Raw genomic sequence first — 18721 nt, 5'->3', positions numbered from 1 at the left:
GCGGCGCCCAGCTTCCGTCCACCCCGCGCCGGTACGGTGAGGTCGCCGCCGAGCACCGATCATCCGCCCCGACCTGAGAGCCGAGACATGACCTTGCTGACGACCGCCGACGACCACGGCTTCACGGGCCTCACCGGATTCGCCGCCGACGTGCTGAACTCCCTCGGCGACATCGGGGTCGGAGTGCTGGTGTTCCTCGAGGTGCTGATCCCGCCGATCCCGAGCGAGGTCATCCTGCCGTTCGCGGGGTACCTCAGCCAGTCGGGCGAGCTCCACCTCGGGTGGCTCATCCTCTGGTCGACGCTCGCCTCCGTGATCGGCGCACTCGTGCTCTACGGGCTCGGCGCCGCCGTCGGCCTCGATCGGGCCATCCGCTGGATCGCGTGGACGCGACTCGTCAGCCGCACCGACCTCGAACGCGGCGCCGAGTGGTTCCATCGCCACGGCCGCTGGTCGGTGCTCGTCGGGCGCATGATCCCCGGCGTCCGCAGCCTGATCTCGCTGCCCGCCGGCGCCGATCGCATGCCGCTCGCCTGGTTCTGCCTCTTCACGGCCCTCGGCTCGGGCCTCTGGAACACGCTGCTCATCGGCGTGGGCGCCGCGCTCGGCACCCAGCACGCGCTGCTCGAGGAGTACCTGCAGTACCTCGACTGGGTCGTCTACGGCGCGATCGCGATCGCGCTCGCCGTGCTCGTCATCCGGCGCATCCTCGAGCACCGGCGCGTCGTCGACGAGGCCTCGGCCTGATCGCGCCGGTTCCGACCCGTCTCAGCGGGCGGCGGGAGCGAGCCAGCGGCGCAGCACGCGCGTGACGAAGGGCAGCGCCCAGAACGTCATGATCGGCGTGAGCAGCAGGGTGGTCGCGAGCACCTTCCAGACGACCGCGAGGTCGTTCCAGCCGGGCACGAACGCGGTCACGAGCAGCGTGAAGACGAGGTTCACGGGGAAGAACCCGAGCCAGATCGTCACCGCCTGCTTCCAGCGCGGCGGCGCAGGCGGAAGTTCGTCGACTGAAGCGGATGCCGCGGCATCCGCCACCGGCACCGAACCCGTCGCCGGGTCGTCGAACCAGCCCTCGATGCCGGTGCGGCGCCGGCTGCGCTCCGAGCGCACGAAGCCCTCGCCCATCGAGAGCCACCAGGTCCGCTCGGCCGATCGCTCCCACGCGTCGAGAGTCTCCTCGCTCGCGAAGCGGTAGAGCATGTGCCAGACCTGCGATCCCTCGCCGGCGCGGACCCAGCCCGAACCGAGGAAGCCCGGGTACTTGGCCGCGAGGTTCACGCCGGTCTGCACCCACGCGGTCGCCTCCGAGATGCGCTCGGGGTCGACCTCGCGTCGGATCGAGACGGTGATCGGTTCGTGGTTCATGGGCCCCCGGGGTGTTCTCGTGGCTGGCGAATTCTGTTCGCGAGACTCTGCATGGTCGGGCCGTTCCGCTTGTGGCGGGCTGGTCCGGGCCAGATGCGAGTGTAGCCGGGCCGTGTTTCGAGCGTGCTTCGAGCGCGGACGGGAGTCGCGTGGCGCAGGAGTCCGCGGGCTCGACCGTCACGGCAGGAGCCGAGAGGCGATGCCGCCGAGGATGCCGACCGACGGCGCGAGCACGAGGCAGCCGAGCACGATCGCGAGCCCCAGGGCCGTCGCCGAAGCGCCGAGAAGGGCCGCCAGGTGCCCGACCGTCGAGGCGCCGCGGCCGAGTGTCCGACGCATCATCCGGCACTCGCGTCGCTCAGTTGTGCCGGGCACTCTCCGCCCGGCGTGGTCGCCAGTTCGAAGTGCCACATCTCGTTCGCGTAGGTCTGGCAGAGGCCGTAGTCGGCTCCGTGCTGGCTCAGCCAGCTGTTCGCATCGGTCCGGCCGATGTCGACGGCCTCCCCGGTGACGTGCTTGGACGCCTCGGGTGCGGCGACGTAGCGCCTGGCTTCCTCCTCGCTGCCGTATTCGGCGATGGCGGCGTTTAGGAGCACCTGCTGGTAGGCGGCGCTTCGCCACCCGTTCGTCACGACGAACTCGTAGCCGTCTGCGATCGCCGCGCGGGCGGCGTCCTGCATGGCGCCGCGCAGTTCTGGTTCCAGATTGGCGATCGCCGGCAGGTCGTCGGCGAACGGCGACACCGACTCGCCCTCCTCGATGTAGCCGTCGTCGACGCCGTACCCGGTGTCGGGATCGGGGACGCCGAGCGCGTCGGCCGGCGTGTCGCCGGGCGCTCCGTCGGCGGAGATGGCCTGCAGTCCCACCACGGCGCCGATGAGGAGCGCGATGGGCGTGAGGAAGACGATGCCCGCTGCGAGCATCCTCCGCCGGCGGCGATGACGCGGTTGCTGCGTCGTGGATCGGTTACTGGTTCGTTGGCTGGTCATGTCGGGTGCTTTCAGGTAGTGGACGTGGCACATGCCGGCCTGCCCCGAACCGAGCTCGCGTCGTTCGCACGAGTGAGCCGCCGAGTCCGAGCAGCGCAACGAGGCCGACACCGAGTGCGGTGCCGATCGAGTTGGCGATGACATCATCGGCATCCGGCACGCGACCGGGGAGCACGACCTGCGTGACCTCGACGATGACGGAGAGCGCCACCCCGCTGGCGAGCCCGGCCGCCCATCGCCGGTGCCCGAGGACGAGGGTGATGAGCGCGCCGAACGGGACGAACATCGCGACGTTCGCCAGGAACTGGAAGCCCGCGATGCCGGACGGAACCGGGGATCCGGAAATCGACTCGAACCACGAGGCGAACAGGTACCGGGCGTCGGAGACGAGGCGGGGCGGGCCGAACGTGAGGCCCGCGATCGCGACGAGGCACCCGGCCGTCCAGAACCAGGTCGAGCCCGAACGGGCGCGGCCTCCTGGGCGGGCATCGGCTGCCGGGTGCGAGGCCATTGGTGTCTCCCCACTCGAGATCGGGCGGAATCGGTCGTGCATGTGCTTTCGGTGATTCCCAGTGCACCAAGTGCGCTGTTGCGGGGGCGTATCACGAAATGCATATGCTCCCGATACGGGTGCACGGTCGAGTGGTCAGGCGGGAGCGGGCACCGCCGGATCGGTCATCCGGTGGCTCGCCGGACGGCCGTTCTCAGGCGCGGAGGCGCGACGGAGCTGGGGAGTGCGAAGCCCCCCATCGCCGGTTGGTCGTGGGACCGGTCAGAGCTGGTCGGCGACCACCGCGGCGGCGTTCAGCCACGCGTCGTGCGTCTCGGGCGACAGCGCATCGAAGTCGATCGTGCCGCCGTCGACCAGTGCGGCGTCGTAGGGGATCGTCGTGACCGCGGCGGTCAGCGCGCCGAAGTGATCGGCGAGGCGCTGCTCGAGCTCGCGGTCGGGCTTCTCCGACGGCGAGGTCAGGATCGTGACGGCCCGGTCGACCTTGTCGCCGAAGCCCTTCTCCGCGAGGCCGTCGAGGAGCCAGGCGGCGCTCGCCGCCGTGTCTTCGCGCACCGTCGAGACGATCACGAGCTGGTCGGCGGCGGCCACCGCCGCGACCCAGTTCGAGGCGCGCATGTTGTTGCCGGTGTCGACGATCAGCAGTCGGTAGTACCGCGAGAGCGTGCGGTGCAGCCGGTCGAACGCGGCGTCGTCGATCGTGGATGTCGCGGCGGCATCCTCATCGGAGGCGAGCACGTCGAAGCGGGCGTCGACCTGCGTGCGCACGTAGTCGTCGAGCTGGCTGAGGCTCGCGACGCTCGGGTTCTCGAAGCGATCGAGGTCGCCGAGCAGGTCGACGGCGGTGCGGTGGTGCGGGGTGTGCTGCGCGCGCCAGCCGAGCGTGCCGCGCGTCTCGTTGTTGTCCCACGCGAGGGTCGAGCCGCCGCGGAGCCGGCCGAACGTCGCGGCGAGCAGCAGCGTGCTCGTGGTCTTGTGCGCACCGCCCTTGGGGTTCAGCACCACGATCGTGCGAGGGCCGTCGAGCCGCTTCTGCACGCGGTTCGTCTGGTCGTGGCGGGTCTGCTCGGTCGCGCTCGGCTTCGGGGAGATGAGGCCGCCGCTCATGCGGCGCACCCGGCCCTGCCATCCCATGGTCGCCTTCAGCGGGCGCTGCCGGGGGCGGCTCGAGAGCAGGTCCTCGACGGTGGGGCGGTGGGGTTTCGGCTCGGCGGGGGGCGTCGCCGAGCCTGCCGCGACCGGGGCTGCCGCGACCGGAGCTGCCGCGACCGGAGATGCCGCGCCCGGCGCTGCCGCGACCGGCGTGGCGGGAATCGTCGGGATCGGCGCGGTCGTCGGGCGCGGTTCGAAGCTCTCGGTCACGAGGCCGGTCGGAGCCTCGGTCACGCGGCCGTCGGGCTCGACGGTCAGGGTCCAGTGCGAGGAGTCGTCGATGAGTGCGGCGGTCGCCGGGACTCCGAGGCGTTGCGCCCGCTCCTGCACGAACGCCACGACGCGGTCGCGCAGTGCGTCGCCGTCGACCGCCTGGATGCCGACGACCGCGCCGTCTGCATGCACGTCGGCCTCGGTGGCCGAGGTCAGGAAGACCGTGACGCCGTCGTGCGTGTTGATCGAAGTGGACAAGAGATTCCCCCAAATGCCATGCGTCGGTCGATGAGGATCAGGGCCTCGGGCATGCTGCTCGCATTCGCGTCGTGCCGCACGCCGAATGCGAGCGCTCCCGCGCCGCCGGCCGTTCCCCCGCGAACCAGTCTATGGTCCCGCCCAGCGGGTGCGGATTCGCGACGGGTGCGCCGGTAACCTCGAGCGCACATGCGGACATACCAGGATGTGGACGAACCTCGCGATGCCGAGCTGTGGGGCCGAAGCCGCCAAGGCGACGGCGCTGCGTTCGGGGTGCTCTTCGATCGGCACCGGGATCGCGTGTTCCGGCACGCGTGGTCGATGCTCTCGCACCGGCACGACGCGGAGGACGTCACGGCGACCGCGTTCCTCGAACTCTGGCGCCGCCGCCGTGACGTCCGAGTCGTCGACGGCTCGGTGCTCCCGTGGCTGCTCGTCACGACCTCGAACACCGCCCTGAACGCGAGCAGATCGACCAGGCGCTATCGCAGACTCATCGGCAGCTTGCACGCATCGGGAGCGCATCCCGATGCGGCCGACGAGGTGGCGGCGCGGATGCCGCTCGATCTCGACAACCGAGCTCTCGCCGACGCCATGCGGGGTCTTGGTCGTGTCGATGCCGGGCTCCTCGCCCTCGTCGCGCTCGAGGGCTACCAGGTCGCCGAGGCGGCGGCCCTGTTCGACCTCACGCCAGGGGCGGCGAAGACGCGCCTGCACCGGACGAAGGCCCGTGTGCGCGACGCACTCGCCGCAGCATCCGCTGAGCGAGAGTCGACCGGAAGGGGACGGCCATGAGCGACACGCGAATCGATCCCGAGTTCTCCCGTGCGCTGCGTTCCGCGCTGATCGAGCGAGTGGAGCGCCGACGCCGGATCGTGCACGTGTGGCTCGGCGTCGGAGTCATCGCCGGGCTCGGCCTCGCCGGGACCGCCGCGGCGACCGCCGCGTACCTCATCGAACCCGGCGGCACCGCTCTCGCGGAGCTCGACCGGCCCACGGTCGAGACGCACATCGGACCCGCGACGATCGAGCTCGGCGCTCCGCCCGAGGGCGCCACGCACGTCAGGATGGAGCTGTGGTGCCTCTCGTCCGGCACGTTCGTCTTCGACGACGGGGCGGCCATGTCGTGCACCGATTCCGATGCAGGCACTCCCGCAGGGTGGAGTTCCTACAGCCTGCCGATCGCGACGGGCACGACCGGGACCACCATCACCGCCCCCGACGACGCTGAATGGCGCATCTCCGTGGCCTACACCAGCGAGCACTCGACGCAGTGGGCGGAGAACGCACGCGGCGAGACCTACGGCGTCGCGAACGAGCGTGGCACGCCCGACCTCGTGGCCGTGATCGCCACGAACGGAGCCGAGGGGTATGTGTACGCCGACGAACTCGCCGATGCCGACGGCTCGGCGGCGGCGGAACGGTTCTCGACGCCCGAGGAGGCGCTTGCCTGGCAGCAGGCGCACGAGGGCCGCGCCGTCGTCGTTCCCGTCTACGACAACGACGGCGAGACGAGGATCGGCGAGTTCATCGTGGCACCCGAGCCGACACCCGCCCAGGGCTGACGCCAGGCGGCGATCGCACTCTCGAGGTTGCGCTCGAGCCATGGCGCGCCGCGGTCGGGAGCGCTCCCGACCCCCACCCTTCTCCCGCGAGTCAGTCCGCTCTCCCGCCCGGACGTCGCCCGGACACCTCGCCCAGCAACGCTGCGGCCGGGGCGGAGAGCACGTCGCCGCGTCGCCACACCGCTCGCAGGCGCCGCACGAGGTCGAGCCCGTCGACGGCGACCTCGACGAGCTCTCCGCGGGCGGTCCACGGCCGGGTGGCGAGGTCGCTGAGCACGGCGGGGCCCGCCCCGGATGCCGCGGCGACGAGCACGGCCGCATTGCTCGCCACGACCAGGGCGGGTTCGACGGGGGTTCTGCCGTCGAGCGCATCGGCGAGGGTCGATCGCGTGCCCGATCCCGCCTCGCGGGTCACGAGCGGGGTGGCCGCGAGCTCGTCGAGCGTGACGCGCGATCGACGCGCCCACGGATGCCTCGGCGACACCACGACCACGAGCCGGTCGGTCGCGACCGTGCGACTGTGCAGGCCCCGGCGCACCGCGGGCGACTCGATGAAGCCGAGGTCGATCTCGTGCGACTCGAGCAGCTCGAGCACCTGCGAGGAGTTCTCCACCCGCATGCGCACGTCCAGCACGGGGTGACTGCAGCGAAGTTCGCTGATCCAGGCGGGCAGCAGGTACTCCGCGACGGTGAGGCTCGCGGCGAGGTCGAGCCGCAACTCGTGGTGCTCGCGTCGCGCGGTCGCGGCGGTGAGCAGGTCGTCTGCGCCGGTGACGATCCGCCCGGCGAGCTCCGCGATCGCCTCGCCGTCGGGGGTCAGGCGCGATCCGCGGGCGTGGCGCTCGATGAGCGTGAGGCCGAGGGAGCGCTCGAGTCCGGCGATCGATCGGCTCGCGTTCGGCTGCGCCATGTCGACTGACCGCGCGGCAGCGCCGAGGCTGCCGTGCCGGCCGATCGCGACGAGCAACTCGAGCACCGCGAGGTCGGGCCAACGGTGAGGCATATCAGCATGATATGCCTCGATGCTGAACGGACGGCTACCGCCCGCGGCATCCGTTCGCGATCGTCGAGGGATGACCCGCACTGCACCGATTCCGGTATCGCCCCGCCCGCCGCTTCCGCCCGACCGGCCGACCACGGCGCGGAGGGTTCGCGCACGCCTCGTCGATGTGGCCCCCGGCCTCGGGCTCGCGGCCACGGGCGTCGCGGTGTCGATGGCCGCGACGTTCCTGCTGCCGGGCATGAGCGCGCTGCTCATCGCGATCGTGCTCGGTGTGCTGCTGCGGAACACCGTGCCGCTCCCGTCGCGCGTCGAGGCGGGGCTCGCGTTCGCCGCGAAGCCGCTGCTGCGTCTCGGCGTCGTGCTGCTCGGCCTCCAGCTCGTGCTCGGAGACATCCTCGACCTCGGCATCGGGGTCATCGTCGTCGTGGCGGCGATCGTCGTGATCGGCATCGCCTCGACGCTCGTGATCGGCCGGCTCCTCGGCATCTCGGCGACGCAGCGACTGCTCATCGCGTGCGGTTTCTCGATCTGCGGCGCTGCAGCGGTCGCGGCGGTCGATGGCGTGGTCGATGCGGAAGAGGAGGAGGTCGTGACCGCGGTCGCCCTCGTCGTCGTCTTCGGCACGCTCATGATCCCGTTGATCCCGCTCGCCGCCTCGCTCCTCGGTCTCGATGCCCAGCAGGCCGGCATGTGGGCGGGCGGGTCGATCCACGAGGTGGCGCAGGTCGTCGCGGTCGGCGGAGCGCTCGGCGGCACGGGTCTCGCGGTGGCCGTCGTGGTGAAGCTCGCCCGGGTGCTGATGCTCGCGCCGGTGCTCGCCGTCGTCAGCGTGCAGCGTCGGCGCTCGCTCGCGGCGGACGCGGGTTCGGACGGGGCCTCGGGCAGGCGGCCCCCGATCATCCCCCTCTTCGTCGTGGGGTTCATCGCGATGGTCGTGGTGCGCTCGTTCGGCTGGGTGCCCGACGTCGTCGTCGCGGGTGCCGGCGTGGCGCAGACGGTGCTGCTCGCGGCGGCGATGTTCGCGCTCGGAACCGGCGTGCGGTTCAGCATGTTCCGCCGCGTCGGGGTGCGCCCGTTCGCCCTCGCCGGGGCCTCGACGCTGATCGTGACGGGTGTCGCGCTCGCCGGAGTCGTCGCCGTCGGGTGAGGCGGAGTGCCGCCGATCCAATCCGAACCCGGGAAGGTTCCGAATCCCCTTCCAGCACGGCAGTCGCCGTGACTCGAGAAGGAGGAACCTCATGCGAAACTCCCCGAACCGCATCGTCGCGACCGTCTTCGGTGCGGTCTACCTGCTCGTCGGACTGCTCGGATTCGCCGTCACCGGCGGCGTCGGGTTCTTCGCGACCGAAGGAGGCCTCCTCCTCGGCGTGTTCGAGGTGAACCCGCTGCACAACGTGGCGCACCTGCTGATCGGCGCAGCGCTGCTCATCGGCGGCATCGTGTCCGCGACCGCGGCGAAGGCCGTCAACGCGACCGTCGGCGCCGCCTACCTGCTGCTCGGCATCGTGGGGTTCTTCCTCGCGGGCACGGCGGCGAACATCCTCGCGCTGAACACGGCCGACCACTTCCTGCACCTCGCGAGCGCGATCGTGCTGCTGGGTGTCGCGCTCGGGTTCGAGCGCTCCGGACGCGTGGCGACGGCGTAGGGGCCGGCCATGCACGCACTGGCGGCGGCCCTGCGCAGTTGGCCGATGCTCGCCGCGTTCGGCGCCGGGCTCGTGCTGGCCGCGCTCGCCGCCGGTGCCGGGGGAGCGATGCAGCCCGCCCTCGTCGTGGCCGGGGTCGCCGCGCTCGGCTGGGGCGGGCTCGCGCTCCGGGCGGGGCGCGTGATCGCCCCGTCCGCAACGCTCGTCGTGACCGCGGTCGCCCTCGTGGGGATGGCGGCGGCGGTCTCGACGGGTGCTGCTGCGACGACGGATGTCCCGGCGGGCCCGCTCGCCGCGGCATCTGTCTTCATCGTGGTCGTCGCACTGTCGGCCGGCCTCGAGCTGCGCGCTCGTACGCGCCTCGCCGGAGGGACGGACCCGGCGAACGATCGCGGCGCCGGGGCATCCGACGCAGCTCGGCTCATCGGCCTGGTCGCGGGCGCTGCGCTCGTCGCGGCCCTTGCGACTCCGGCGCTCGCGGCGACCGAGGCCGGCGAGTCCGCCGTGCCGCACGGCTCGCACCAACCGGGCACGGGTGAGCCGCTCCCCGGCGTGGAGGAGCCCGGCCACTCTCACTGACCAGGTCGACCGGGCTTCGCCGGGTCAGTCGCGAGGCGCGGTGCCGTCGGTCGGGATGAGCGCCGTCGCGAGCGTGACCGTGCGGCGGCCGTCGCCCTCTGCCGATAGGTAGGGCGCGAGCAGTTCGCCGAGCCCGGCCTGGATCACCGCGAGGTCGTCGGTCGTCACATGCAGCGTCGTCTCGCCGAATCCGAGGAAGTCGCGGAATCGCGGGTCCTCGGCCGCGCTCGCCCGATCGAAGCTCTCGCCGAGGTGGGCGAGGAACGTGAGGAACGCCTGCTGCAGTTCGCGCGTGCCCATCTCGAGCAGCTCGTCGTGATCGACGTGCGCCATGCGCTCGCCGAGCGCGAAGGTGCGCTCGACCGCTCCGCGCACGCGGCGCTCCTCGACGACGGTGAGCACGTCGGCGTCGACGAGCGCGGCGATGTGCCGGTAGAGCGTGGCCTGTGCGACATCGGGCAGGGCGCTGCGCAGGCTCGCGGTGGTGATCTCGCGCGTGCCCACCTGCTGGATGATGCGCAGCCGAACGGGGTGCATGACGACGTCGGCGATGGGCGACGGCTTGCGCATCGGTCCTCCGAATGATTATTCTCACAATGAGAACATTCTCATTGCTCTCGTTCGAGTATGCCACCGAAGGGATCCGCTCCATGATCACCGCCCAGATCGACGTCTCCGGACTCGCGAAGCGCATCGGCGACGTCGTGGCCGTGCACGACGCGACGTTCAGCGCGGCGCCCGGCCGCGTCACCGGCTTCCTCGGCCCGAACGGCGCCGGCAAGTCGACGACGCTGCGGATGCTGCTGGGGCTCGCGAAGCCCGATTCGGGCACCGCGCTCATCGGGGGCCGGCCGTACTCCGAGCTCTCCGACCCCACCGGCACCGTCGGGGCCGTGCTCGACCTCGCCGGTGCGCACCCGGCGATGACCGCCCGCGGGCACCTGCGCAGCTATTGCGCCCTCGGCGGGCACGGTGCCGAACGCGCCGAGCAGGTCGCCGGGCTCACCGGCATGTCCGAGTACCTCGATCGCCGCGTCGGCGGCTTCTCCACGGGAATGCGGCAGCGGCTCGCGCTCGCGACGGCGCTGCTCGGCGACCCCGGGGTGCTCGTGCTCGACGAGCCGTCGAACGGGCTCGACCCTGCCGGCATCGTCTGGCTGCGAACGTTCCTCCGCGAGTTCGCGGCGAACGGAGGCACCGTGCTGCTCTCGAGTCACGTGCTCACCGAACTGCAGCACGGCATCGACGATCTCGTGCTGATCGACCGCGGTCGCACCACCTGGGCGGGCCCGCTCTCGGACTTCACGGAGCGAGGCGCGAGCCTCGAAGCGGCCTTCCTCGAACTCACCTCGGGTGGAGCTCCGGCGTCCGCCGGCACCGAAGGGGTCCGCGCATGACCCGGCTGCTCCGAGGGGAGCTCGCCAAGCTCCTCGCCACCCGCCTCCCGTACTGGTCGCTCGTGACGGCCGCGCTCTGCGGCGGTGGCCTGACCGGGCTCCTCTCGCTCATCGGCCCCGAGAACGCGACCCCGCCGCTGCCAGGGCTCGACACCGCAGAGGGCGTGGGCATCGTCGTCGGTATGAGCGGACTCCTGCTCTTCGTGCCGGCGCTCATCGGCACGATCGCCGTCACCGGCGAGTACCGGCATCGCACGATCGGCACGACGTTCCTCGCGGTGCCGCGGCGTGGCCGGGTGCTCGCCGCGAAGCTCGTCGTCTTCGGCGCCCTCGGCGTCGCGTACGGGCTGGTGTCCGCGCTCTTCGCCGGTCTCGCCGTCGCGACGGGGGCCGCCGTGCAGGGCGTCGAACTCGGGGTGTCGATCGCGTCCCTCGTCGCGCTGCTCGCGCGGCTCGCCCTCGCGGCAGCCGTCTACATGGTGCTCGGCGTCGCGATCGGCGCGCTCGCCCGCAACCAGCTGCTCGCGATCGGCATCGTGCTCGGGTACTTCTACTTCCTCGAGCACGTGCTCATGATCGTTCCCGGGGTCAACGTCATCCACCCGTTCCTCCCCGGCGGCGCGACCGCGGCACTGACGGACTTCACCTTCCTCGGCGACGCGATCGCCGAGCAGCTGCCGATGGCAGCCGCCTCGACGACCTCGCCGCTCGTGGGAGCGCTCGTGCTGCTCGGCTACGCGGTCGTGGCGGCCTGGCTCGCGATCGCGATCCCGCTGCGACGCGACCTGCGCTGAGCCCGCATCTCCGCGGTCGCCCTCGTGAGCACGGTGCTGACGAGGGTGCTGCCGTGCAGCGCGACCGTCAGCAGGACGAGCGCGATGACGGCCTGTACCGGTCCGAACCCGGCGACGAGCACGACGGCGACGCCGGCCACGCCGCAGACGGCATCGAGCGCGGCGGCACGCGCGCTCGCCGCGGCCGGAACCCGGGCTGCGCGCCGCGAGCGTTCGAATCGAGCGAACACGAGCGTGGCACCGGCGACGACCGCGGCCGTCGCGCCCAGCCAGAGCGGACGCGTCGCCCACCACTCCGCGCTCATCGGCTCGGGCAGGGGGAGGCCGAGTCCGGCGTTCGCGACGAGCAGCGCGCCCGCGAAGCCCACGAGCACGGGCATGTGCCAGAGGTAGACCGTCATCGCACGCTCACCGACGGCCGAGACGAGCCGCGAGGCATCCGCTCGCTCGACCCAGGCGCGGATGCGGGGGCGGGCCAGCTGGAAGAGGGCGAGCTGGGCGACGCCGAGCACCACGAGGCACACGGTCGGCGGATTGAGGTTCTCGTACATGTCGGCCGAGTACGGCGCCGCGGCGGTGATCACGCCGAGCAGTGCAAGCGAACCGGCCGCGATCGACCAGAGGGCCGCCGGAGCGAGGCGGTCGAGTGCGCCGTCGGCGAGGTGGAAGCCGAGCTGCTGCACGAGCAGCCATACGAGCAGGAGGTTCAGGAACCCGATGCCGTCGAGCCCGGTCGAGAAGCGCAGCATGTCGACCGCGACGACACCCGCGAGCAGCGCGAGCGGGGTCAGCACCCGGGCTCGCTCGTGGGCGCGCACCATGAGCGGCACGAGCGCCGAGGTGGCGAGGTACACGCCGAGGAACCACAGCGGTTGCCCGATGCGGAAGCCGGCCGTCGCCACGAGCTCGGGGGCGAGGCCGGCGAACGACAGCGCGACGAGGGCTGCGGCGACCACGGCGACCAGCGCGATGGCCGGGCGCACGAGCCGCACGAGCCGCGCCCGCACGTAGTCGGCGCCGCTCGCCCCGCGCGATCGCATCGACCGCCAGTGGTGGAAGCTCGAGAAGCCGCCCGCGATGAAGAACAGCGGCATGATCTGCACGACCCAGCTCACGGCCGCGAACCAGGCCTGCCCCTCGAGGGCGTTCTCGAGCACGGGGCCGTCGGGGCCGACGCTCACGCCGACCATCATCGCGTGCAGGGCGAACACGACCACGAGCAGTGCGACACGGATCGCGTCGACGCTCGAGTCGCGGGCGACCGACGGGCGCCGAGCGGATGCCCCGGTGCGCGCCACCGGATCGACTGGGCCGTGCCCGGTCGAGCGTGCGAGTACGTCGGTCATGACCGCCTCCGTCCGGGCGGCCTCTCCGCCCCTCGGAGGCAGGTTACGAAGACGGTGCCGCGGTGCTCATCACCCGCAGGAGGTGTTCTGGCCGATACCGGCGTACGGTCAGGAACCGGGCTGGACGAGCCCCGTGTCGTACGCCAGTACGACGGCGTGCACGCGATCGCGGAGCCCGAGCTTCGAGAGGATCTTGGACACGTGCGTCTTGACCGTCTGCTCGGCGATGAAGAGCGCCGCGGCGATCTCGGTGTTCGAGAATCCGCGGCCGACGAGGGTCAGCACCTCGCGCTCGCGCTCGGTGAGCTCGGAGAGCCGCGTGGCGTCGATGCGCGGCGGTGCCGACCTAGCGAAGTCCTCGATGAGGCGGCGCGTCACGCTCGGCGCGAGCAGTGCGTCACCCGACGCGACGATGCGCACGGCGGCGACGAGCTCTTCGGGAGTCGCGTCCTTCAGGAGGAACCCGCTCGCCCCGGCGCGCAGCGCCTCGTAGACGTAGTCGTCGATGTCGAACGTCGTCAGCATGAGCACGCGGGGCACGTAGTCGCTCGATCGCGGCGGGGTCTGCAGGGCGAGCGTCGCCTCGAGGCCGTTGCGGCCCGGCATGCGCACGTCCATCACGACGACGTCGGGGCGCAACTCGTGCGCCATCGCCACGGCTTCGTCGCCGTCGGCCGCCTGCCCGACGACCTCGATGCCGGCCTGGGCGGAGAGCACCGCCGCGAAGCCGGCTCGCACCATCGCCTGGTCGTCGGCGATGAGCACCGAGATCGTCACACCATGCCTCCGTCCGACCCGAGCGGAAGGGTCGCGAGAACACGGTATCCGCCGCCGGGTCGTTCCCCGAATTCGGCGCGTCCGCCGAGCAGCGCCGCGCGCTCGCCGATGCCGACGAGACCGTGGCCGCCGCCCTTGGCGTCGGGCGCCGGGACATCCGTCGCCGTCTCGTTGTCGATGCAGACGACGAGGTCGTCGGCGAGCACCTCGATCGAGACGAAGGTGGGAGCGCCAGGGGCGTGCCGCACGACGTTGCTGAGCGCCTCCTGCACGATGCGGTAGGCGGCCGTCGCAGCGAGTCCGCCGTCGGGCAGGGAGGCGTCGACGGTGAGGGTCACGGGCACGCCGGCGCGTTCGACGGATGCCGCGAGCTCGGGCAGCTGGGCGATGCCGGGCTGCGGGGCGGTCTCGGCCGCGGTGTCGGCGCTCCGGAGCACCCCGAGCAGTTGCCGCATCTCGGTCATGGCCGACCGCGCCGAGGCTGCGATCTCGGCGAACTCCGTCTTGGCGTCGTCGCTCAGCCCAGCTACGCGGTACGGCGCGCTCGTCGCCTGCACGTGGATGATCGACAGGCCGTGCGCGACGACGTCGTGGAGTTCGCGGGCGATGCGGTTGCGCTCCTCGACGAGCACGCGTCGCTGCTGCTCCGAGGCGGAGTGCGCGCGTTCGCGGAAGAGTTCGACGCCGATCACGCGGCGCTGCGCGAGCAGCACCGAGATGGCGCAGGCGAGCGCCGTCACGGCCGCGCCGGTGATCATGCTCGCCGCGGCGCCCGAGTCGACGAAGGCGAACGGCAGGGTCACCACGACGCCGATGCCCCACGCGATGAGGCCGAGGCGCCACTCCCACATGAGGCCGAGCACGATGAGCAGCACGCCCTGGCTCACGATCGAGGTGACCGGCCACGGCCACGGCGCGACGTCGGAGCCGAGGGAGAGCAGTGCGAAGGCGAGCAGCCCCGCCGCGGAGACGCTCGCGGCGACCCACGGCCAGCGCACCGCGAGCGGCAGCGCGATGGCCAGTGCGAGGCACGTGGCGGCGGCGGAGAGCAGCTCGATGTCGTAGATCGTCGCGGCCAGCGGGAGCGACACCGAGAAGAGGATGACGGCGAGGAGCGAGGTCGACACGAGCATCCAGGCCCGGAACTGACGCTCGTCGGCCGTGATGCGGGCGAGCCGGGCGGGCGCCGCCGGGATCGACGGCACGGGCGGGAGCGGCGGCGCCGGCGGTCGCGGCGCGGGCCGGGCCGTTGCAGCGGGTCGGACCTCGGCCGCGGCATCCGCCGGGCCGTGCTCGGGATGATGGGTCTGCGCCATGATGCCAGTAGCCAACCACGCCGCGCCCGGCGCTGCATCCCTCCCGAGGACGATTCGCGGCCGTACGCCGGTAGGGTCGCCGATCAGCCGTGCGGCGGACGCCCGGCCGGCGGGGTGATGCCGTCGACGACCGCGTCGGGTCGCATGCCCGTCGATGCGTGCATGTCGCGCAAGCGCTGGGCGCGGTTCGTCGCGATCACGCGGTCGTCACGCAGCGGCAGACGCACCCGCTCCTCGGCCGGGATGCCGGCGCGCAGCTGGCGAGCACGTTCGACCTCGGTGTCGAGCACCGCGCCGAAGAGCATCGCGAGGTTCGACAGCCACACCCACAGCAGGAAGGCGACCACTCCGCCGAGGACGCCGTAGACGCGCACGTAACTGCCCACGCCGAAGACGTACAGCGCGAAGAGCGCCGTCGTCACGACCCACGCGAGCAGCGCGGCGATCGCCCCGACGCTGAACCAGCGCAGGTGCCGTCGCCGCACGTTCGGCGCCGCCCAGTAGAGCAGCGCCATCACGAGGATGCCGATCGCCGCGAGCACCGGCACCTTGGCGAGGTCCCACCAGAAGGCGACGCCCTCGTCGAGGCCGAGCACGCGGGCCGTGGCCTCGGCCACGGGTCCCGTCACCACGAGGCCGACCGCGGCGATCGCGCCGAGCACGACGAGCGCAGCGGAGGTCGCGAGCATCGCGGGGCGCATCTCCCAGAACGGGCGCCCCTCCTCGACGCCGTAGATGCGGTTCATGCCCCGGCCGAACGCGCCGACGAAGCCCGACGCCGCCCAGAGCGTGGCGACGAGGCCCGTCGCGAAGGCGAGGCCGGCGTGCGACGCGTTCACGAGTTGGTCGAGGGGCTCCCGGAGGGCATCGACGATCGATGCTCCGCCGAGCTCCTCCACGACGCGGAGCGCATCGGCCACGACGGCCTCGGCGCTGCCGAAGATGCCGAGGAGCGCGAGCGCCGCGAGCAGCGCGGGGAAGACCGTGAGTAGTCCGTAGAAGGTCAGGGCCGCCGCGATGTCGTGCACCTGGTTGATGCGGTACTCGTGCACTGTGCGCGTGAGGATGACCCGCCAGTCGGCACGAGACAGCTGTACCGGCGAGTCCTGGCCGGATGGATCGTGTTCGGGCATGTCGCCTCCCGTGTGACGGACCGAGCCTACGGGCAGACGACGCGGCGGCACAGGGCTTGCTCAGTCGAGGTGCGCGTGCAGGAATGCCGAGACACGGGCCCGCATCTGCGCATCGAGGATGCCGATCGAGTGATCGGCTCCCGGCACGACCGCGAGCTCGGCGGGCACGCCGGCCGCGATGAGGGTGGCTGCGAGTCGCTCCGACTGCCCGAGCGGCACGACTTCCGCTACGGCGTGGCCGATGAAGAAGGGGGGATCGCTCGGATCGGCGAAGCTTCCGGCCGAGGCATCCATCGCCTGCGGGCACTGCTCGCGGCTCGCGTCGGCTTCGCAGTCGAGGTACTCGCCGACGATGCGCCGCAACCAGTCGGATGCCCCGTCGGCCACGAGCTCGGCGGCCCCGAGCCCCACGGGGCCCGAGAGCTCGGCGACGGCCGCGACCCGGGATCCCGTGTCGAGCGGCCCCTCGCCCGTGGTACCGAGCAGGGCGGCGAGGTTGCCGCCGGCCGAACCCCCGAACGCGCCGATGCGAGCCGCGTCGATGCCGAAGCGCTCGGCCTGCTCGGGGTCGCGCAGCCATTCGACCGCGAGCGCGACGTCGTCGATCGCGGCGGGGAACCGGGCGTCGGGCACGAGACGGTAGTTGACGGATGCCGCGACGAAGCCCTCGCTCGCGAGCCAGAGGCAGACATTGCGCCAGTCGGCGTTGCCCTTGTCGCCGCGCGCCCAGCTGCCGCCGTGGATCGAGACCACTGCCGGCAGCTGCGTCTCGGTGAGTTCCGCGCCGGCCGGCGTGCAGATGTCGAGCGTGAGCAGCGTGCCGTCTTCGCGCACGCCGTACTCGACATCGGACTCGACCGTGATGCGGTCGGGAGCCGTGAAGGTGCGGATGCCGATGAGCTCGGCGGTCGCGACCTCGCTCGCCGCGTCGGCGCCCTTCGGATCGATCTCGCGCAAGGGCACGTGGAAGCCCGAGAGCGCGCTCACGGTCGCGATGGCGGCTGCAGTGGCCGCGACGGCCCACACCACTCGCCGGGCGCGAGTGCCGGAGCCGCCTGTGCGTCGGGTCGAGGTCACACCGGGCTCCGGGTTCAGGGGTGGAGTGATGCTACCTCACGTCCTGCGCGGGTGGAAGCGCTTGCCGCTCAGCCGGCGAGGGACTTCGCGAAGCACACCGAGTGCGCCTCGCCGACGTACTGGCCGAACTGGGGGATCTCCCGGTAGCCGTGGCGCGTGTAGAGCGCCTGCGCAGCGTCGTGCAGGTCGCCGGTCTCGAGCACGATCCCGGTGATCCCCCGCGCCGCGGCATCCGCTTCGATGCGTCCGAGCAGGGCGCCCGCGACGCCCCGTCCGCGCGCCGCGGGGTCGACGAACATGCGCTTCAACTCGCCGTGCGCGGCATCCGCTTCGGCGACGAGTGCGGCGATGCCGACCGCGCGCCCGCCGTCGCGCGCGACGTAGAAGGCGACCTCCGGTCGTTCGAGCGTCGCGACGTCGAGCAGGAAGTTGCTCTCGGGCGGGTACAGGCTCTCGGCGAAGGCGGTGCTGGCATCGAGGAGGCGCTCGACCTCGGGCTGGCGGGGCGGCTCGATGTCGACGGTCATGGGCGAGTGGTGCTGCGGCATCCGGTGAGCCTACGTCGCCGGTGTTTCGTCGCGATTTCGAAGTCGACCGTCTGCCCGCGTGGCCGCGATCGATCGCGGATCGCGATCGCTACGCTGGGCGCGACGCGGCTCCGCACCGTGCCGTCACGGGTCGACCGGAGCGCGAGACGTGAGGGGCGCGCGACATGAGTGACGACCGGATCCCGCAGGACGCATCGTCGGAATCGACCGGAGCGCCGCTCCAGTCGCCTCCGACCGACACGCCGGCGAAGCCCGCGGGAGTGAGCCGCGCCATGCTGCTCTGGGTCGGCGCAGCCGTCGTGCTCCTCTCGTTCGTGGCGTCGTTCCTCGGGGCGACGCTGGCGCGTTCGGCCGACGCGAACGAGGCGGTCGCCACCCCGACCCCGACGGCAGAGGTCGACGAGGCCGCCTACGAGGAGGCGCTCGCCGAGATCCTGCCCGCCGGGTCCGCCGTGCGCGCCGGTTCCGGCGTGCCCGAGTCGGGCAAGGGCTACGACGGAGACGTCTACATCGACATCGCCACGTCCGACGTCTACCTCTTCACGGACGGCGACTGGGCGCTCGTCGGCAACATCCGGGTGTCGGCGGCGGAGAACCTCGCAGGGGCGCCGGGCGCGACCGGGGAGACGGGTGCGAAGGGGGAGACGGGCGCGACCGGGGAGACCGGCGCGACCGGGGAGACCGGCGCACCCGGTGCACCCGGCACGCAGGTCGTGCTGGGCGTCGGCGAACCGGCCCCCGAGACCTGCACGACCGACGGTGACGTTTTCATCGACACCGAGACGGTGACGTTCTACCAGTGCACCGGCGGGGCATGGGTCCTCTCCGGCGCCACCACCGTCCCCGAGGTGACACCGGCCCCCGAGGGCTGAGCCGCTCGACGGCGGATGCCGCGTGCGGGACTTTCCCAGATGATTCCGGTATCGTGGCCGAGTCGGTTCTGGACACCGCGCCGTGCGCGGATGGGTTTGTGAGTCCAAAGGGCCGGTTTCGAGGCAAAGGCCTCGGATAGTCACCGTATGTGAACGGCCCCGGTCGACGATGCTCCG

The 18721-nt window shown here is 72.1% G+C and carries 22 protein-coding genes; 9 read left to right on the top strand and 13 right to left on the bottom strand.

Annotated elements, in window-relative coordinates:
* Positions 1-87 precede the first annotated feature (87 nt).
* Positions 88-747 carry a DedA family protein gene (locus ACFCVM_RS08585; RefSeq protein WP_375835703.1) on the top strand — a complete coding sequence of 220 codons (660 nt, stop codon included), beginning with the start codon at positions 88-90 and terminating at the stop codon, positions 745-747.
* Between the two features lie 21 nt (positions 748-768).
* Here the strand turns inward: ACFCVM_RS08585 and ACFCVM_RS08580 are convergent, their stop codons facing one another.
* From ACFCVM_RS08580 to ACFCVM_RS08560, 5 genes are all read right to left on the bottom strand, one after another.
* Positions 769-1368, bottom strand: coding sequence for an antibiotic biosynthesis monooxygenase (locus ACFCVM_RS08580; protein WP_375835702.1), 600 nt, complete (start codon positions 1366-1368; stop codon positions 769-771).
* Between the two features lie 177 nt (positions 1369-1545).
* The gene (locus tag ACFCVM_RS08575) at positions 1546-1710 is read right to left on the bottom strand and encodes a hypothetical protein (protein ID WP_375835701.1); all 165 of its coding nucleotides are present in this window, start codon (positions 1708-1710) and stop codon (positions 1546-1548) included.
* Positions 1707-2357, bottom strand: coding sequence for a M15 family metallopeptidase (locus ACFCVM_RS08570; RefSeq protein ID WP_375835700.1), 651 nt, complete (start codon positions 2355-2357; stop codon positions 1707-1709). The genes ACFCVM_RS08575 and ACFCVM_RS08570 overlap by 4 nt, the downstream gene beginning before the upstream one ends.
* The gene (locus ACFCVM_RS08565) at positions 2335-2868 is read right to left on the bottom strand and encodes a VanZ family protein (protein ID WP_375835699.1); all 534 of its coding nucleotides are present in this window, start codon (positions 2866-2868) and stop codon (positions 2335-2337) included. The genes ACFCVM_RS08570 and ACFCVM_RS08565 overlap by 23 nt, the downstream gene beginning before the upstream one ends.
* 261 nt (positions 2869-3129) lie before the next feature.
* Positions 3130-4491 (bottom strand): MinD/ParA family protein, encoded by a 1362-nt coding sequence (locus ACFCVM_RS08560; RefSeq protein ID WP_375835698.1) that lies wholly within the window; start codon positions 4489-4491, stop codon positions 3130-3132.
* A 207-nt stretch (positions 4492-4698) separates the two neighbouring features.
* On the opposite strand from ACFCVM_RS08560, the gene ACFCVM_RS08555 reads away from it, so the two are divergent.
* Complete coding sequence (locus ACFCVM_RS08555) at positions 4699-5286, top strand: RNA polymerase sigma factor (protein ID WP_375835697.1); 588 nt, start codon at positions 4699-4701, stop codon at positions 5284-5286.
* Positions 5283-6056 (top strand): peptidase M56 family protein, encoded by a 774-nt coding sequence (locus ACFCVM_RS08550; RefSeq protein ID WP_375835696.1) that lies wholly within the window; start codon positions 5283-5285, stop codon positions 6054-6056. Before ACFCVM_RS08555 ends, ACFCVM_RS08550 begins: the two co-directional genes overlap by 4 nt.
* A 91-nt stretch (positions 6057-6147) precedes the next feature.
* On the opposite strand, the gene ACFCVM_RS08545 is transcribed toward ACFCVM_RS08550, so the two are convergent.
* Positions 6148-7059, bottom strand: a complete 912-nt coding sequence (locus ACFCVM_RS08545) for a LysR family transcriptional regulator (RefSeq protein WP_375835695.1) — start codon at positions 7057-7059, stop codon at positions 6148-6150.
* 70 nt (positions 7060-7129) lie between these two features.
* Between ACFCVM_RS08545 and ACFCVM_RS08540 the strand changes: the two genes are divergently transcribed.
* The 3 genes from ACFCVM_RS08540 (at position 7130) to ACFCVM_RS08530 (ending at position 9284) form a co-directional block, all read left to right on the top strand.
* Entirely contained in the window at positions 7130-8206 is a 1077-nt protein-coding gene (locus tag ACFCVM_RS08540; RefSeq protein ID WP_375835694.1) for a YeiH family protein, read from the top strand.
* Between the two features lie 91 nt (positions 8207-8297).
* Complete coding sequence (locus ACFCVM_RS08535; protein ID WP_375835693.1) at positions 8298-8705, top strand: DUF4383 domain-containing protein; 408 nt, start codon at positions 8298-8300, stop codon at positions 8703-8705.
* 9 nt (positions 8706-8714) lie between these two features.
* Positions 8715-9284: a hypothetical protein gene (locus ACFCVM_RS08530; RefSeq protein WP_375835692.1), complete on the top strand. Its 570-nt coding sequence runs from the start codon at positions 8715-8717 to the stop codon at positions 9282-9284.
* A 24-nt stretch (positions 9285-9308) separates the two neighbouring features.
* On the opposite strand, the gene ACFCVM_RS08525 is transcribed toward ACFCVM_RS08530, so the two are convergent.
* The gene (locus ACFCVM_RS08525) at positions 9309-9854 is read right to left on the bottom strand and encodes a helix-turn-helix domain-containing protein (RefSeq protein ID WP_375835691.1); all 546 of its coding nucleotides are present in this window, start codon (positions 9852-9854) and stop codon (positions 9309-9311) included.
* 80 nt (positions 9855-9934) lie between these two features.
* Here ACFCVM_RS08525 and ACFCVM_RS08520 point away from each other — a divergent pair, with 80 nt between their 5' ends.
* On the top strand, positions 9935-10681 hold the full coding sequence (locus ACFCVM_RS08520; RefSeq protein ID WP_375835690.1) for an ABC transporter ATP-binding protein: 747 nt from the start codon (positions 9935-9937) through the stop codon (positions 10679-10681).
* Positions 10678-11475 carry an ABC transporter permease gene (locus tag ACFCVM_RS08515; protein ID WP_375835689.1) on the top strand — a complete coding sequence of 266 codons (798 nt, stop codon included), beginning with the start codon at positions 10678-10680 and terminating at the stop codon, positions 11473-11475. The genes ACFCVM_RS08520 and ACFCVM_RS08515 overlap by 4 nt, the downstream gene beginning before the upstream one ends.
* Here the strand turns inward: ACFCVM_RS08515 and ACFCVM_RS08510 are convergent.
* From ACFCVM_RS08510 to ACFCVM_RS08485, 6 genes are all read right to left on the bottom strand, one after another.
* Positions 11415-12821 (bottom strand): acyltransferase, encoded by a 1407-nt coding sequence (locus ACFCVM_RS08510; protein WP_375835688.1) that lies wholly within the window; start codon positions 12819-12821, stop codon positions 11415-11417. The two genes, ACFCVM_RS08515 and ACFCVM_RS08510, sit on opposite strands and share 61 nt — an antisense overlap.
* Before the next feature lie 108 nt (positions 12822-12929).
* Entirely contained in the window at positions 12930-13598 is a 669-nt protein-coding gene (locus ACFCVM_RS08505; RefSeq protein WP_375835687.1) for a response regulator, read from the bottom strand.
* Positions 13595-14914: a sensor histidine kinase gene (locus ACFCVM_RS08500; protein WP_375835686.1), complete on the bottom strand. Its 1320-nt coding sequence runs from the start codon at positions 14912-14914 to the stop codon at positions 13595-13597. Before ACFCVM_RS08500 ends, ACFCVM_RS08505 begins: the two co-directional genes overlap by 4 nt.
* Positions 14915-14997: 83 nt before the next feature.
* Complete coding sequence (locus ACFCVM_RS08495) at positions 14998-16047, bottom strand: YihY/virulence factor BrkB family protein (RefSeq protein WP_375835685.1); 1050 nt, start codon at positions 16045-16047, stop codon at positions 14998-15000.
* Positions 16048-16107: 60 nt separating this feature from the next.
* Entirely contained in the window at positions 16108-17124 is a 1017-nt protein-coding gene (locus ACFCVM_RS08490) for an alpha/beta hydrolase (protein WP_375835684.1), read from the bottom strand.
* Positions 17125-17192: 68 nt separating this feature from the next.
* Positions 17193-17672, bottom strand: a complete 480-nt coding sequence (locus ACFCVM_RS08485) for a GNAT family N-acetyltransferase (RefSeq protein ID WP_375835683.1) — start codon at positions 17670-17672, stop codon at positions 17193-17195.
* 164 nt (positions 17673-17836) lie between these two features.
* Here ACFCVM_RS08485 and ACFCVM_RS08480 point away from each other — a divergent pair, with 164 nt between their 5' ends.
* Positions 17837-18544, top strand: a complete 708-nt coding sequence (locus tag ACFCVM_RS08480) for a collagen-like protein (RefSeq protein WP_375835682.1) — start codon at positions 17837-17839, stop codon at positions 18542-18544.
* The last annotated feature ends 177 nt before the right edge of the window (positions 18545-18721 follow it).

The organism is Agromyces sp. NPDC056389, from assembly GCF_042262385.1.
Lineage (GTDB): Bacteria > Actinomycetota > Actinomycetes > Actinomycetales > Microbacteriaceae > Agromyces.
The sequence above is the reverse complement of the archived record's forward strand: the minus strand, read 5'-3'. Positions and strand labels throughout refer to the sequence as shown.

Bases quoted from the DNA above. Each gene is read 5' to 3' on its own strand.
- ACFCVM_RS08585 (WP_375835703.1), top strand. From the start codon at position 88: ATGACCTTGCTGACGACCGCCGACGACCACGGCTTCACGGGCCTCACC.
- ACFCVM_RS08580 (WP_375835702.1), bottom strand. From the start codon at position 1,368: ATGAACCACGAACCGATCACCGTCTCGATCCGACGCGAGGTCGACCCC.
- ACFCVM_RS08575 (WP_375835701.1), bottom strand. From the start codon at position 1,710: ATGATGCGTCGGACACTCGGCCGCGGCGCCTCGACGGTCGGGCACCTG.
- ACFCVM_RS08570 (WP_375835700.1), bottom strand. From the start codon at position 2,357: ATGACCAGCCAACGAACCAGTAACCGATCCACGACGCAGCAACCGCGT.
- ACFCVM_RS08565 (WP_375835699.1), bottom strand. From the start codon at position 2,868: ATGGCCTCGCACCCGGCAGCCGATGCCCGCCCAGGAGGCCGCGCCCGT.
- ACFCVM_RS08550 (WP_375835696.1), top strand. From the start codon at position 5,283: ATGAGCGACACGCGAATCGATCCCGAGTTCTCCCGTGCGCTGCGTTCC.
- ACFCVM_RS08545 (WP_375835695.1), bottom strand. From the start codon at position 7,059: ATGCCTCACCGTTGGCCCGACCTCGCGGTGCTCGAGTTGCTCGTCGCG.
- ACFCVM_RS08540 (WP_375835694.1), top strand. From the start codon at position 7,130: ATGACCCGCACTGCACCGATTCCGGTATCGCCCCGCCCGCCGCTTCCG.
- ACFCVM_RS08535 (WP_375835693.1), top strand. From the start codon at position 8,298: ATGCGAAACTCCCCGAACCGCATCGTCGCGACCGTCTTCGGTGCGGTC.
- ACFCVM_RS08530 (WP_375835692.1), top strand. From the start codon at position 8,715: ATGCACGCACTGGCGGCGGCCCTGCGCAGTTGGCCGATGCTCGCCGCG.
- ACFCVM_RS08525 (WP_375835691.1), bottom strand. From the start codon at position 9,854: ATGCGCAAGCCGTCGCCCATCGCCGACGTCGTCATGCACCCCGTTCGG.
- ACFCVM_RS08520 (WP_375835690.1), top strand. From the start codon at position 9,935: ATGATCACCGCCCAGATCGACGTCTCCGGACTCGCGAAGCGCATCGGC.
- ACFCVM_RS08515 (WP_375835689.1), top strand. From the start codon at position 10,678: ATGACCCGGCTGCTCCGAGGGGAGCTCGCCAAGCTCCTCGCCACCCGC.
- ACFCVM_RS08510 (WP_375835688.1), bottom strand. From the start codon at position 12,821: ATGACCGACGTACTCGCACGCTCGACCGGGCACGGCCCAGTCGATCCG.
- ACFCVM_RS08500 (WP_375835686.1), bottom strand. From the start codon at position 14,914: ATGGCGCAGACCCATCATCCCGAGCACGGCCCGGCGGATGCCGCGGCC.
- ACFCVM_RS08495 (WP_375835685.1), bottom strand. From the start codon at position 16,047: ATGCCCGAACACGATCCATCCGGCCAGGACTCGCCGGTACAGCTGTCT.
- ACFCVM_RS08485 (WP_375835683.1), bottom strand. From the start codon at position 17,672: ATGCCGCAGCACCACTCGCCCATGACCGTCGACATCGAGCCGCCCCGC.
- ACFCVM_RS08480 (WP_375835682.1), top strand. From the start codon at position 17,837: ATGAGTGACGACCGGATCCCGCAGGACGCATCGTCGGAATCGACCGGA.